Here is a 14,418-nt window from a genome sequence, read left to right as displayed (position 1 = left end):
CATGGATCACACTTACCAGCAAACAGATCTGCAAACGCTAATTGACTTGCTGGCTGAGGAAACAGAAAAATATACCAGGGCATTTGCCATTGGCAGTTTAAAAGAAAGTAACCAACACAAGGTTAATATCAATGCACTTGTTGAGGAGATCAACACCCGGAAACACAAAGAGGCGGTACGTATTGCGGAGCAGGGTGATTTGAAAATGAGTGATAATTTCCCATGCTGCTGATTATACTGTTTCTGACGCCTGTTTGCAAATACCTGCATAGCTTAGGATAAAAAGTCAGTTGGAAAAGGGGCGCTATGCCCCTTTTTCTATGGAAGCATGTTTTTTAAATGGAATATGAATTGCATACGCTTTAAGGTTATTCAACAAGTTCAATTCATGTTTAATTTATGAAGGTAGGAGTCCAACATATTTGTCTGGCCGAAGATGATCCGGATGATTACTTTTTCTTTTCAGAGATCCTGCGGGAGATAAATAGTGAAGTAAAACTGAGTTGGTTTCAAACCTGTGAAGCGTTACTTAATTTTCTAAAAACCGGCAACGACGTACCCTGTTTGATAGTGTTAGATATGAATATGCCCAAAATGGACGGGCAAACCTGTTTAGTATCGATCAAAAAGGAGCTGGAGCTGCATCATGTTCCCGTAATCATTCTTTCAACCGCGGGTCATCCCACCACCATCAATACGGCTTACCAGGCCGGTGCGTTCAAATACTATCATAAACCCGGCTCCATAGAACAATTCCGTAAAATTATCAGTGAAATCCTGGCCACGCCCATAACCCGGTTTTGATGTTTATTGAGGTTGGACATTGATCTTTGACTGAGGATATTTTTCCTCAGCGTTTAATTTGAGTTCATCCTTTTCTTTAACAGCCAGCACATCACTCAATACCTTGATCTTTTCTCTTATTTCCTCCAGATCGCTTAGCCCTGAGCCAAATTGCAGGGACAGGATGAACTTTCGCGTTTCATCAAGGACCAGATTTCTTAATTCAACAGCCGACAACTCTCCAAACCGGGAATCCATACTACAACTTTGGGGTATAACAGCAATACTTATACCTTAAATTATTCCTCACCACGTTTTTGAAACAGGCTCGTTTCCAGCCTGTCTGTTGAAAAGTTAAGGGTAAGATAAACATAAGCACAAACGGTGTGGCTATTCTGTTTAGCAGGGATCCAGTTACCAGCAGTGGCCTTCAGGGCTTTTTTGATAGCTTCGTCATTTGGCGCCACTCCTTTTACCGCCTTCACATCCACCAGCTGAGATTGCATGGTAAGCACGAACCCGTAGGTGATAGTTCCCTTGGCAGGATAGTTGTTTTTTCTTTTTAGCGCCTGGGTAAGCGAATCTTCAAAAGCCGCTTTTCCGTTTTTAAAGTCAGGCAGGATTTCAACCTGGTCAAAAACCTTATCGTCACAAACAAGATAGGTTTCATTGGAGATGTGTTGGGCGCAGGCGATGCCGCCAGCAATCAGTAACAGGCCAGTAAGCAGGACAAATTTCATAATAAAAAGGTGTGCTAAAAAGGTACTCAATTATAAGCATATGGCAAAAAGGGTGTTTTTCACGTGTGCATAATATTGAGAATTTACCTATCTTTTGTCGTCGTTTACCTAGGTGGGTAAATAAATGGTGGCTCTGGTTAGTATGCTTTTTAATTAACCTGAAAAGCATTTTTCATGACACGAGAAGAACTCTTTAACACGCCCGAGGCCAGGGCACAAGCTGAAAAAAGTAAAAAAAAGGCCCGGGAAACGGCTGCTACACTAGAACCTTCTGCAGAAGTATGGGCCGTTATAAATGGCCTTGAATACCTCACCGAAGAAACAATTGAAATCCTTAAACAAAGAGGACAGGAATGGCACGACGAGTGGCCGATTGGCGAACCACATTACAAGAGTGACGATGAAAAATACCAGTTTGTTATTCATAGCAACCAGGTAGCAGAAATGTATGATTGTGGTATTCGTAAAGCCCAGGAAATGTTAGCTATTGTACGCGCAACGGTGGGCAAAAATGAGGGCAGCTTTGTAAGTGTAAAGGAATTTTGCTTCGTTCATAAGGAGGATGAAGAGGATTTTCGCAGGGCGTTGAGAGACATCCAACCTGATTTCGGAATCGATTCAAAAAACAGACCTAAATCTAAGTAAGAGTAGTAAGTCTATTAAACAAGCCTTCTGATTGGAACTACTGTTTCAGTCAGAAGGCTTGTTTTTTTAATGATGTAGACATACATATCAAAACTTCTGCTGGTAATCCTGGGATTTCAACCTGTTTTCCCAGGATATGAATAGTAAATCCCAGGATTTCATACTATAATCCTGGGATTTCATACCATAATCCTAAGATTTCTTACCATAATCCTGGGATATGCATACTTAATCCCAGGATTTCATACCATAATCCTGGGATTAAGTATCACTTTCCCAGGAAAATAGTGGTACCTACCGTTGATATAGATCAAGTCTGCAGGAACAGTCTGTCGCAAATACACCCAGCAAGGGGATTCTATGATCAAGCATAAAACGCGAAGAACGTAAAGAGTGAATTAGAACGCGCAAAACGCGTATAACGCGTATAACGCGGAGGGAATTTGGAAGCAGCCTTTGAGGCATGTTATCTTTGTATTGAACAATGACACCAGAATGACTAACCGAATTTACTGTTCACTACGTAGCTCTGGTTAAAAAGATCAAACAAGTTATACCGGTTAACTTAAATGATTATTTGACCAACAGGATCCAACAGTAATGAAAGTTTTCAAACAGGTAATTTGAGCGCCTTGTATTGGCCAATACATGGCACGTTAAGAAACTGATTGCAGCGTACGGTCTCTTGATTCTTTAACCATTAAAAACGATGATCATGAAAAAGGTCAACGCCAAATACAAAAAACGCCAGAGTGACATAGTAACGATATGTCAACGCGTTATAGAGAATATGGAAAACAATCCTGCTTTCCCCAATCCACCAGCCGCGCTGGCAGAACTCAAAAAAGTATTGCCAGAATTCCAAAACGCGCTTGTCAAAGCCGAAGGACGCGACAAACAAATGGTGTCCATTAAAAACGATAAGAAGGCCATTGTTCTGGCTTATTTGCAGGAACTGTCCGATTATGTGACTGTAACCTGTAATAACGATAGAACCCTGATCCTCGGCAGCGGTTTCGATGCTACCAATGAAATCATTGGGAGCAGTTATCCAACGCCTTCTATCGAAATACTGGAAGTTGAACTGGGTGCGCCTGGAGAAGTTACCACTCGTGCTAAAAAAGTATCGGGCATAGTAGCTTATGTACACCAATACACCAAGGAACTACCCAGCATTAACACCGAATGGATTGGAATTGGAAGCAATCAGAATAGTCATACGTTTGAGGGACTGATTTCCGACAAACGTTACTGGTTCCGGATAGTTGCCATTGGCACCGACGGCAGAAGAGGCTATTCGCCGGTTGTTTCCAAAGTCATTCAATAACATAGTGCTGAGATCATTCAACGCACATATTGTTCGTCTCGGCTAAGCCGAACGGATTGCTCGGTCTCCCGATTTATCGGGAGGCCGTTTTTTTTATTATCAGCTAAACAGAGTATGGATAACAGTAACTCAATATTTTTTTGATGCTTGTGGTAAGTTCTTTAAAAGTGGCAGGCTTGGTGAAGGTGACAACGTTTTCCCTATTCCAATAATCGTCATCCCTTCTGCTGCTAAACGTGGTTAAAAGAACAACAGGAACCGAAGCCAGTTCAGGATGTTTCCTGATCTCTTTATATGTTTCCATGCCATTCATCACCGGCATATTATAATCCAGGATAATCAGCGAGGGCAGCTCACCGGTAATTTTGGCCTGTGTTAATAATTCAATTGCTTTTAGTCCGTTTTCCACTTCTAATACTGTTATGGAAGAGTCGAGGCTATGAAGAACGGAACTAACCAGGAAACGATCGTCCGGGTCATCATCTACATGCAGGATGATTCGTGGTTGCATAGAGGTTGAACTGGTCAGGGGCGGTGTGGTACTCATTATTAGTAAGGGCAAACTGCACGTAATATTATAGATTATGCGTCACATAAACATATTTATGATACTATTTTTATAAAATCCCATTAGAAATAATAAGTCTAAACTTTAACGTTATCACATTGAAAGCGATGCGATTATTTTTCCTGCATCCACCTGAATCACAATCTTTTCCACAGTCCACCCATTAGGCCCAATTATTGATTTGTCCTACATATAATTACCTTACTTTATGAAAAAAACCGTTAGTGTTGCGGGCAACACGCTTATTCCTATCCTTGGCATCGTATTAGTACTAGCTGGCTGTAAACGGGATCTTGATTCAGCAGCCAATGAGAAAAACAAAACGGCCGCAGCAGGGTCATACACCGTGCTCACCACCCAACGGCCAACCACCACAGATTCCGACACTCCCGTTGAATTGGGCATGAAATTTAAATCGGCCGTTTCCGGCGACATCACCAAATTCAGATATTTTAAACCTGCCGGTGAAACCGGCACGCATACCGGCCGTTTATGGAGTGCAGGCGGAGTGCTACTGAAGTCCGTTGTGTTCACCAATGAAACGGATACGGGTTGGCAAACGGTTGCATTGGATACTCCCTACCACATTGCGAAAGATTCTATTTATGTTATTTCAGTTAATGCGGTTACCCGGTACGCCGCTACGCCCAACGAACTGCGTGTTGCCATTGTAAATGGCCCGCTAAGCAACATCGCGGGTAACAATGGCGTGTACACGTATAAATCGGGCACCTTCCCCGTGAGTTCGTACAGCAATACCAATTACTACCGCGATATTGAATTTGTTGCTGCCGATAACGACGCCAATGCACCCACGGCGCCAGGCAATCTTACAGCTTCGAACATTACCAACAACAGTGTGTCGCTTGCCTGGTCTGCCAGCACCGACGATGTTTGGGTCACCGGGTACGAGGTGTACAGCAACGGGTCGCTGTTAACAACGGTTACCACTACTTCTTTTTCTGTGTCCGGTTTAAACCAGGGCACCGCTTACAGCTTTTACATAAAAGCCACCGATGCTTTTGGCAATCGCTCTGCCTCCAGCAACATGGTTAATGTTACCACGCTGGGTACCGCCGGTATAACCCATGGGATGCAATTGACCACTTCGCTGGTAGGTCCAGCAGGTATTTCAATTACCTCACTCACAACCGTACCGGGCGGCACCTTTACCGGCGCCGCGCTGAGTGGCTGGGGTAACCTGGCACGTGCTGTTGGCGCAGGTGGAGAAACCATCGATGGTTTTACATTTCCGGCAGGCACCGTAGTATTGCAGGGCGCCAATGTCAGTTCCCGGATCACCGTTAGCTCAGGCTGGCTGGTGTTGCGCGGTTGTAAAGGAGCCATCCTGGCCAATCACCCGTCTGGCAATGGTGGTGGTGCAGCTGCGTTGTATTGTGAACTCACTGAATTTAATACCGTTGGCCGTAAAGATGGAGATCAACCCGCAGCTGCCATTGTACATCGCTGTTATTTTCCCCACAGCGGACTGGAAAATGTTTATTCAGACAATGTAACAGTTACCGAGTGTTGGATCGCCCCCGATCCTGCAGCAGCAGGTTCAGGCGACCACATTGATGGAATACAAACCTGGGGCGGACAGTACTACCTAAACTTTTCCCGTAATCATATTGAGTTTAATGCGCCCTATACTGCGGCAGGCGGGTTTTCGGGCATGATAGGCATGTATTCAGACGGCGCTCAGAATGGATTTTCGGGGTATGACCACGTTACCATCACCAATAATTATTTTATCCTGCATGGTTATGGCATAGCCCTGCATGCGCCGCTGGCTGTACCTGTAACCAATATGGCGGTTACCGGCAATCGCTGGAAATGGTCAACTGATGCGGAGGATAAAGATTATACCAATGCGGTGTATCATAACCCGAGCCAGTCCATTCCGAATTATAAAGCTGATGGCAATAGCTGGAGAGACAATCGCTGGGCCGATGGTCCGTATAAAGATTCGTTCCTGTTGCCGGATAATCAGACTTCGGGGATGGAATATTAATGTGATAATTCGATAATGCCTGCCCGCCGAAGTTTTAGCGAAGGCGGGTGATAATGAAATACATTTATAAAGGGCAAACTGATTAAAACAGCTTTGCCCTTTATAAATGTATTCCGTGTTAACTTGTCAACCCGCCAACATGTTAACTCTATACCCCCTTTATCAACTCTATCAACTTCATCAACCCTATCAACCTGCATTCCTGGTCAACTGGTTAACCGGTCAACCTCCTACTTCACCTCCCACTTCCCCTCAAACGTCCAATTAGCATCTATCATTTCTGCCGCTGGCGCCCCCGGCGCCGTAGATAAATTATCTTTATACCACACCAATTGCTTCCCCTCCTTATGACATCCATAATAATACGCAGTCGATTCCCATTTCATCGGTTTGGCAGTGGCGGCTTTGTAAATGGGTGTATCCTTCAGGTTGTTATCAAACCCGCAATTGATTAAATAAAAGCTGGCTTCGTGGTGATACCGGCCAAGGTAATAAGGCACGTCTCCTTTAAAGGTGCAATTGCGAAAAACACTTTTCTGGTTCCTGTCTCTGCTGCCATCATGCCAGATAATAGCAGCTGCCGGTACATTCTGGATGAACGTACACTTGTCTGCATACGCCGAGCCGCGCGGACAATAAAAATCAGTTCCACCTATCATGGTGCAGTCCCTGAAATAATACATCCCGTTGGCGCCTGTCCAGGGCGACACCGTATCATTTCCCCAGTTACGCAATACACAGTTGATTACTTTCAACCGGGTGGCCTTGTTTGCTTTTAACGCAAACTGATGCGCGGTCTTGATCACTTTTACTTTTTCCGGTTTGTTGGGACAATCAATCAAAACCGAATCAGGAGCCGTTTTTCCATAACTGTTCTCTACGGTAAGATCTAACAGGGTGATATCATTTCCATCCAGGTTCAGGATGGCTGAATTGTTATCGCGGGGATGTTCACAGGTATAAATAAGGGAAGCCACCGCCCCGGTAATGATTGTCTTTTCTTTACTTTCTCCCTGTAACACCACATGTGCCCTGGCAATATTCACCTGTTCTTTGTATATACCGTTCTTTATAAAAATGATCCTGTCGGTTGCTGAAGAATCAGGTAAACTGTTAACCGCTTCCTGGATGGTTTTATAGTTTCCTTTTCCTGCCGCATCTACAATTATCCGTTGTTGTGCGGTTAGCCAGAGCGGCGCCAGGAAAATAATGATAAGCCAACATTGTTTTGTCATAATAAAATTATTGAACAGTTATAACTACCCGCTGATACCTTGTCAATACCGGACTACCTTTATCACTTACTTCACAGATCACATGAATCGTTTGTCCGGTTACAGCATCAGCAGGCACGGTAACATAAGTTTTGTTATTGGCCGGCGTTTGAATGACGACATTGCCTTTATAGGTACCGGGATCGGTATATACCCACCATTGGTAAGTTAGTGGATTACCATCGGGATCGCTTGCCTTTACACTGAGTTGTACAGTTGTGCCTGGCTTTGCTTTCACTTCAGCGGCATGCGTCAGCTTTACTACCGGTGCATGATTCGCTTCCTTGAAAGATTTTACGCACCAGTCGGCCCGCGCAGCAAAATCATTTTGAAAGGCGGCAGCCCAGCGCCAGATGGGCTCGAAATAATGGCGGTAATTACTGTCGGTTGTTACCGTGGCGCCATCACCTGATCTCATTCTACCCCAGGCAGTTTTTGAATACCAGCGGCCTTCCGGATATACATATTTGGGATCAGGCACCGGGTCCAACCAGGTATTGTCACGCACTTTTATATACCGGCCTGCCCAGCCACCCCAATCCGGGTTTTCCAGGTCGCCTAACCCGGTTGTTATTTCATGCATAAACGAGGGCGAATCGCCTTCAGAACGAAAATCACCTTCCGCAAAATCCTTGTCGCCGGCTACATGCGCCTTATACAATGCACACAAGGGGCCATGATCCTGTAAAATATGCTGCTTCATCCACGGCGCACTGAAATAAGGATGCATTGCAGTTAGCAGCGCGGTCTTCCAGCGATAAGCAATGCAATCAAACTGATCGGAGATAATGGTAAGTATATTGTATTTGCCCCAATGTGGCTTGATATAAGACTGATAGGTAGAGTCCTGCTCCCAGATGAGAAAGAACCGCATTTTTGCCGCTACTTCCGCCATGCGATCGGGATGTTCCTGTTCTATTGTTTTCAATGCCCGGGCGATGGTATTGGTTCCGCCCCATGCCTGCAACCAGATGGGCCGCGCATCTGATTTATCCAACAACACTTTTGCAATGTGTTGAGATCCGGGGGTAATGGCATCCATCTCCCCTTCTGTTTCTACATTGCCCGGGAAGGTTCGTGCTTTTAAAAATTCAGCAGTGGGATAGCGTTTATCATGCTTCACCAGGTTCGGCCATACCCTTGCGTAGGCTTCCAGGTAAGGTTGCGCCCAATTATCGCCCGCCCATTTGTGCCCATGCCAGTGATATTGCGAACTGGTGGTAACAATGCCTTCCACATCCCATTCATTGGCGTACAACAGAAAACGTACAAAGGAACATTCATCGTCGATCTCCCCGTCGCTGGTAGCTATAACGCGGGGTCTGGCAGATTTTCCGGACGGCTGCGCATGCGTAAATACAGTGATCCCGCAAAGACAAAAACATACGGCAATTTTGAGGCAGGTTTTCATGTGTACAAGCAATTGTATTTCTTACAAATATAAGGCATGGACTACAGGACAGTCCTTTTTCCTTTTTTCTTAATTTTATCCGCTAAATTGCTGCCATATAGTGCATTCCGAAAATACTTTTACCGACAAAGAATTGCTGGAAAAGCTGGCTGGTGGTGAAGAAACCGTGTTCAGTATACTCTTTGAACGTTACCGGGATCCGATCTACAGCACTGCCCTGCATGTATCCGGCTCGGCATCCCTGGCAGAAGAAATTGTTCAGGATGTTTTCCTCGATCTCTGGCTCCAGAGAAAAAACGCCACTTCCATTACGTATTTGTCTGCCTATTTAAACCGCATGGCCGGTAACAAAATCTACGATGCGCTTAAACAACAACAACGGCAACGCGCCCTTCAACAAACCATCGACGCGGAAGATGACCACTATACGCCTGCCGCGCTGCTGGAAAATAAAGATTACGACGCCATTCTCACCCGCGCCATAGCCCGCCTTCCGGAAAAGCAGCGGTTAACCTACAACCTGGTAAAACAACAGGGCCTGTCGAGAAAAGAAGCAGCCACCACCTTAGGCGTTTCGCCGGAAACCGTTAAATACAACCTGGACCAGTCCCTGCGCAGCATCCGGGCTTACTGCCTATCGCAAATACACGTCAGCATGACGATTTTAGTGATGCTGAAAATATTGTAAAAATATTTTCTACCCTTCCCCCCCAAACAACTCTATTAAACAGACTATAAGCGTATCAAAGCAAATTTATGGATGAACCAATCGATGATCTGTTAGCCCAGGGACGTGATGAAGAAGTAAAGGCAAGAATAAATACCCTGTTGCAACAGCCGGCACAAACGCCAATGCCGCCAGAAACGGCAGCCGGGGTGCTGGCTGCTATTATGGCTGCAGACAGCGCCAGTAATACGCCGGTGGTTGGATTACACAGATCCGGAAACTGGCGGTTGTACGCAGCCTGTGCAGCTATGGTTATCCTGGTACTGGGTGCAGGTTATTTCTGGTTCCAATCATCCGGGTTCTCCCATAAAGAACAGCAACAGGAAAAGCTGGCAGATAAAACCGTGAACGATGTACAGCCCGGAGGCAACAAGGCTATCCTTACGCTGGCAGATGGAACGGTGATAGATCTTGATAAATCAAACAATGGAACCATTGCAACGCAAGGCAAAACAGCAGTACGAAAGAATATAGACGGAGAGCTGGAGTATAGGGATGCAAACTCACCACTCACTACTGACTACTCACAAAACAACTCACCTGCCTTCAACACAGTAAGCACGCCCAATGGCGGGCAGTACCAGGTAGTGTTGCCGGATGGCAGCCGCGTTTGGCTGAACGCTGCCTCCAGCATCCGGTTCCCCGCATCATTTACCGGTGAACGTAAAATAACCATGACCGGCGAAGCTTATTTTGAAGTGGCGCACAATGAAAAAATGCCCTTCATTATAAATGTGAATGACAAAGAAGAAGTGACAGTATTGGGTACGCACTTTAATATAAATGCATACGGAAATGAGCGGGCCATTTATACTACGTTGTTGCAGGGCTCGGTGAAAGTTGGCAGACGGCCCACCTCACTCCGCCAGCTGGCGGATACAGCGGGCGACGCAGAGATGAAAGAACAATCAGTTGTGTTGAAACCTGGTGAGCAGGCGATTGCAATCGCGAGCCCACTCACCACTGAGCCTGCCGATTCCCGGCATCCCGACAAAGTCGGGAACTCACCACTCACCATCAACCACTCGCCAAACCTTGATCAAACCCTGGCCTGGAAAAACGGTTTGTTCAACCTGGCCGGCGCCGATCTCAAAGATTTTATGCATCAGGTGGAAAGATGGTACGATGTAACCGTACAGTACGAAGGCGCTGTTCCCAATATGGTGTTTCAGGGTAAACTGAACAGAGGAGTGCCTTTATCGGATATTATCGACTATTTAAAAAACCTTGGGGTATCATGTGAGCTTTCAGGTAAAGTATTGCACGTAAAAAGTAAATAAACAACCAAACTAAATACACCGAAAAAATAAACGATTGTATGAAATCATTGCTGATAAAAAAGCCAGTGGTGCGCTAACACCCCTGGCCGAACGTCAGTAATAAAGAAAGTCTTCGCGGACTGATTTTTTATCACTAAACAGGACAAAAATATGCCAAAAACCGCTTACTGTGGCGGGCTTGCTTGCCAAAGCCGCCGCAGTACTAAACTGCTGTTAGTTATGAAGCTAACTGTATTATTGCTTACGACTGCTTTCCTGAATGTATCGGCCAATGGCCTTTCACAAACGGTAACTTTTGCCGGTAAACAGGTTTCCCTGGAGAAAGTGTTTACTGTTGTAGAACAACAAACCGGCTATGTTTTTCTTTATACGAAAGACATGCTGAAAGATGCCGGTACGGTTACCCTGAATGTGCATGACCAGCCACTGGCACAATTCCTGGAAACATTATTTGCCAACCGGCCCATCGGGTACAAGCTCTCGGTAAAATCGATCCTGTTAAGCCGCAGGGTGCCGCCCATTACGGTATTAGAACAACCAAAACCATTTGCAGAGATCAAAGGGGTTGTTCGCGATAAAGATGGTCATCCATTAGCCGGCGCCAATGTAGTACTTAACAATTCCAACACGGGGGTGAATACCCAAAGCGATGGCTCGTTCTCCATCAATGCGAACACCGGCGATGTGCTAACCATCAGCTCTGTGGGTTATACCACTATCACTGTTAAAATAACTTCGGCCACACAACCATTAACGATCACACTCGAACGCGCTACCACCAAACTCGATGAAATTGAAGTGATCGCCTATGGCTATGGTACGCAGAAAAAAGGAAATATAACCGGCGCCATTGCCAAAATTGGTGAAAAACAAATTCAGGACCGACCCATTACCCGGATAGAGCAGGCGTTGCAAGGTCAGGTGGCCGGTGTAGCTGTACGTAACACTACAGGTGCTCCCGGCGCCGACATTACCGTGCAGGTGCGCGGCGCTGCTTCTATCTCAGGTACCGCTACCCCACTGTATGTGGTAGACGGTGTACCGTTGGATAATCTCTCCGGTATCAATCCTTCCGACATTGCCTCTATCGATGTGCTGAAAGATGCTTCCTCTGCCGCCATCTATGGTTCACGTGGTTCAAACGGGGTAATTATCATAACCACCAAACGCGGTAAGCCAGGCAAACCCACCCTTTCTTTAAATGCATACACGGCAGTGGCGCAGGCAGAGAGAAAAGTAGATGTACTAACGTCCGACGAATGGATCGACTTCAATAAAAAATGGCTCGACCACGTTTGGACCACCGCTACCGGGCTACCCGCCACTGCTACCCAGGCTGAACGTATTGCCTACGCGCAATCAAAAACCGGAAAAACCTATACCACGCGTACCGATCTGATGGGCATTCGAACTACTTATGGCATCTATGATCCTTTTTGGGGTACCGATGCCCTCGACCCCATCGACTGGCAGAATGTAGTGTTACGAAAAGCACCGGTAAATAACCTGGAGTTGCGGGCATCCGGCGCTACCGACGCCGTGAACTACTCGGTTTCAGGCGGTGTGTACGACCAGAACGGGATCATCGTTGGTTCTAACTACAGACGGTATTCCTTCCGTGGTAATATGGAAGCGAAAGTGAGCGACCGGGTAAAAATTGGGTTGAACATCTCCCCTTCTGTGGGCACCATCACCGGCGCCAATGTAGATGGTAAAGACAATGCCGTGTCGCGGATGTTAAGTTTGCCCGGTTGGGTATTGGCCGGTACCGGTAAACAAGCCGGCGCCCAGCCCAGCAAATATTACGACGGCTGGGGCCCGGGCCCTAACATCATCAGTCCGTATGTGCAGGCTGCTGATTACGATCGCATCAATAAAGACCTGCGGTTGAACACCGCCTTCAGCACCGAAGTAAATATTATCAATGGCCTCGACGTAAGAGGCCTGGTAGGTTGGAATTACCGCACCAATTCAGAACGTACCTACAACCCCACATGGGCACAGGCAACCTGGGACCAGGCAACGCCCGGACAATTATCAACCTCTAAAAAAACAACAATTATCTCCAACAGTCTGTTGTTACAGGCTACTGCCACTTATAGAAAGCAAATTGGCCTGCATGGCATCAACCTCTTGTTTGGCGCTTCGCAGGAAACCTTCAATGCAGATTCAACAAACCAGCAGGCAACAGGTTTTCCTGATGACAAGACCTATATTTTTGATCTGTCACGCGCAAAGACCATAAACGCCAATAGCATTAATTCAGCCAAAAATGCATTGATCTCTTATTTTGGCCGGGCAGAATACAATTTCGATAATAAGTATCTGTTGGCCGGTTCATTGCGCCGTGACGGTTCTTCAAAATTTGGTCCCAGTAACCGTTGGGGAATTTTTCCATCCCTTTCTGCCGGCTGGATAATGAGCCAGGAAGCCTTTCTGAATAACTTCAACTGGTTAAGCATGGCGAAATTGCGCGCTGCATGGGGACAGGCGGGTAACGACCGTATTGGTAACTCGGCATTCCTGTCGGGCATGGCAATACTGAACTATCCCACAGGTACCTCCCAAACTTCTACCAATGGTTATGTGGTGGGTAATATTTCCAATTCAAAATTGCGCTGGGAAAAAACCAACAGCTATAACCTCGGTCTCGACATCGGTTTTTTCAACAACCGGATTACTATGTCGGCCGATGTATATTATAAAAAAACCACCGACCTGTTGCTGAATGCACCGGTTTCGCTTACCACTGGTTTTACCAATATGTACGACAATGTGGGCAGCGTGGATAATAAAGGGTTTGAACTGGAGATCAATACCGCCAACATTGCCCAAAAGAATTTCCGCTGGAACACGGCGGTGAATGTATCGCTTAACCGCAACAAGATCACCTCACTCACCAACGACAATGCCGATATTAAACTGGGCCAGGGCAATACCATTATTCAACGCGTAGGCTCGCCCATCAATTCTTATTATTTGCTGAGGACAGCAGGAGTATTACGGGAATCTGATTTCAGCAAAGACGCATCCGGCAACCTCATAGCAAACGTGCCAATTTATTCCGGACAAAAACCGGGCGATACCAAATACATAGATTCCAAACCCGATGGTAAGATCGATGCGGATGATTATGTAGTAGCAGGCAGCTTTCAACCCAAATTTGAATACGGTATTACCAATACCTTCAGCTACCGTAACTGGGATCTTTCCATCTTAATTCAGGGCCGTGTTGGGGGCAAACTGTTATCGATAGGCTCACGTGCCTGGAACCGCGCCACCAACGATCCCCGCTATAACTATATGGCCAGCTGGCTGAAAGACGCATATTGGAGCGAGGCCGAACCAGGTAACGGCAAAGTGCCTGCGTTCTTCTCCGCTGTTACCAGTCAGTACGACGACAACTGGATGTACAGCGCCGCTTACCTGCGCATCAAGAACGTAACCCTGGGGTATAATATGCAGGTGCTTAAAAAAGCCTTCCGGTCAATTCGTGTATATGCTTCCTGCGATAACGTATGGTTGTTCGACAAGTATTATCCGGGTTATTCGCCCGAAGGCGCTACCCAGGATAATGCCTCCGCAGACTGGGGCTCTTATCCACAGGCAAGAACATTCGCATTCGGTTTAACCGCCACATTCTAATACC

13 protein-coding genes are annotated in these 14,418 nt (G+C 46.2%); 8 read left to right on the top strand and 5 right to left on the bottom strand.

What is annotated here, in order from left to right; all coding sequences use genetic code 11:
- Window position 1 precedes the first annotated feature (1 nt).
- A complete protein-coding gene (locus tag NIAKO_RS09075; RefSeq protein WP_014218119.1) occupies window positions 2-232 on the top strand; it encodes a hypothetical protein in 231 nt (76 codons plus the stop codon).
- A 167-nt stretch (window positions 233-399) separates the two neighbouring features.
- Window positions 400-804 (top strand): response regulator, encoded by a 405-nt coding sequence (locus NIAKO_RS36565; protein WP_014218118.1) that lies wholly within the window; start codon window positions 400-402, stop codon window positions 802-804.
- 3 nt (window positions 805-807) lie between these two features.
- On the opposite strand, the gene NIAKO_RS09065 is transcribed toward NIAKO_RS36565, so the two are convergent.
- Both NIAKO_RS09065 and NIAKO_RS09060 read right to left on the bottom strand, forming a co-directional pair.
- Window positions 808-1,041 (bottom strand): hypothetical protein, encoded by a 234-nt coding sequence (locus NIAKO_RS09065; protein WP_014218117.1) that lies wholly within the window; start codon window positions 1,039-1,041, stop codon window positions 808-810.
- A 41-nt stretch (window positions 1,042-1,082) separates the two neighbouring features.
- Complete coding sequence (locus tag NIAKO_RS09060; RefSeq protein ID WP_014218116.1) at window positions 1,083-1,523, bottom strand: hypothetical protein; 441 nt, start codon at window positions 1,521-1,523, stop codon at window positions 1,083-1,085.
- 174 nt (window positions 1,524-1,697) lie between these two features.
- On the opposite strand from NIAKO_RS09060, the gene NIAKO_RS09055 reads away from it, so the two are divergent.
- The gene (locus tag NIAKO_RS09055) at window positions 1,698-2,168 is read left to right on the top strand and encodes a hypothetical protein (RefSeq protein WP_014218115.1); all 471 of its coding nucleotides are present in this window, start codon (window positions 1,698-1,700) and stop codon (window positions 2,166-2,168) included.
- Between the two features lie 715 nt (window positions 2,169-2,883).
- Window positions 2,884-3,495 (top strand): fibronectin type III domain-containing protein, encoded by a 612-nt coding sequence (locus tag NIAKO_RS09050; RefSeq protein WP_014218114.1) that lies wholly within the window; start codon window positions 2,884-2,886, stop codon window positions 3,493-3,495.
- Window positions 3,496-3,598: 103 nt separating this feature from the next.
- Here NIAKO_RS09050 and NIAKO_RS36560 read toward each other — a convergent pair whose 3' ends face one another.
- Entirely contained in the window at window positions 3,599-4,006 is a 408-nt protein-coding gene (locus NIAKO_RS36560) for a response regulator (RefSeq protein WP_165761301.1), read from the bottom strand.
- A gap of 265 nt (window positions 4,007-4,271) precedes the next feature.
- On the opposite strand from NIAKO_RS36560, the gene NIAKO_RS09040 reads away from it, so the two are divergent.
- Window positions 4,272-6,077, top strand: coding sequence for a DUF4082 domain-containing protein (locus NIAKO_RS09040; protein ID WP_014218112.1), 1,806 nt, complete (start codon window positions 4,272-4,274; stop codon window positions 6,075-6,077).
- Window positions 6,078-6,307: 230 nt separating this feature from the next.
- Here NIAKO_RS09040 and NIAKO_RS09030 read toward each other — a convergent pair whose 3' ends face one another.
- Both NIAKO_RS09030 and NIAKO_RS09025 read right to left on the bottom strand, forming a co-directional pair.
- Window positions 6,308-7,312: a pectinesterase family protein gene (locus NIAKO_RS09030; RefSeq protein WP_014218111.1), complete on the bottom strand. Its 1,005-nt coding sequence runs from the start codon at window positions 7,310-7,312 to the stop codon at window positions 6,308-6,310.
- A 7-nt stretch (window positions 7,313-7,319) separates the two neighbouring features.
- Window positions 7,320-8,762, bottom strand: a complete 1,443-nt coding sequence (locus NIAKO_RS09025) for a nucleoside hydrolase-like domain-containing protein (RefSeq protein ID WP_014218110.1) — start codon at window positions 8,760-8,762, stop codon at window positions 7,320-7,322.
- Between the two features lie 100 nt (window positions 8,763-8,862).
- Between NIAKO_RS09025 and NIAKO_RS36555 the strand changes: the two genes are divergently transcribed.
- From NIAKO_RS36555 to NIAKO_RS09010, 3 genes are all read left to right on the top strand, one after another.
- Window positions 8,863-9,450: an RNA polymerase sigma factor gene (locus NIAKO_RS36555; protein ID WP_014218109.1), complete on the top strand. Its 588-nt coding sequence runs from the start codon at window positions 8,863-8,865 to the stop codon at window positions 9,448-9,450.
- Between the two features lie 68 nt (window positions 9,451-9,518).
- Window positions 9,519-10,769 (top strand): FecR family protein, encoded by a 1,251-nt coding sequence (locus NIAKO_RS09015; protein ID WP_014218108.1) that lies wholly within the window; start codon window positions 9,519-9,521, stop codon window positions 10,767-10,769.
- Between the two features lie 219 nt (window positions 10,770-10,988).
- Window positions 10,989-14,414, top strand: a complete 3,426-nt coding sequence (locus NIAKO_RS09010) for a TonB-dependent receptor (protein WP_041348295.1) — start codon at window positions 10,989-10,991, stop codon at window positions 14,412-14,414.
- The last annotated feature ends 4 nt before the right edge of the window (window positions 14,415-14,418 follow it).

Origin of the sequence: Niastella koreensis GR20-10 (assembly GCF_000246855.1) — a bacterium.
GTDB classification, from domain to species: Bacteria; Bacteroidota; Bacteroidia; order Chitinophagales; family Chitinophagaceae; genus Niastella; species Niastella koreensis.
This window is presented reverse-complemented; position numbering and strand designations above follow the sequence as displayed.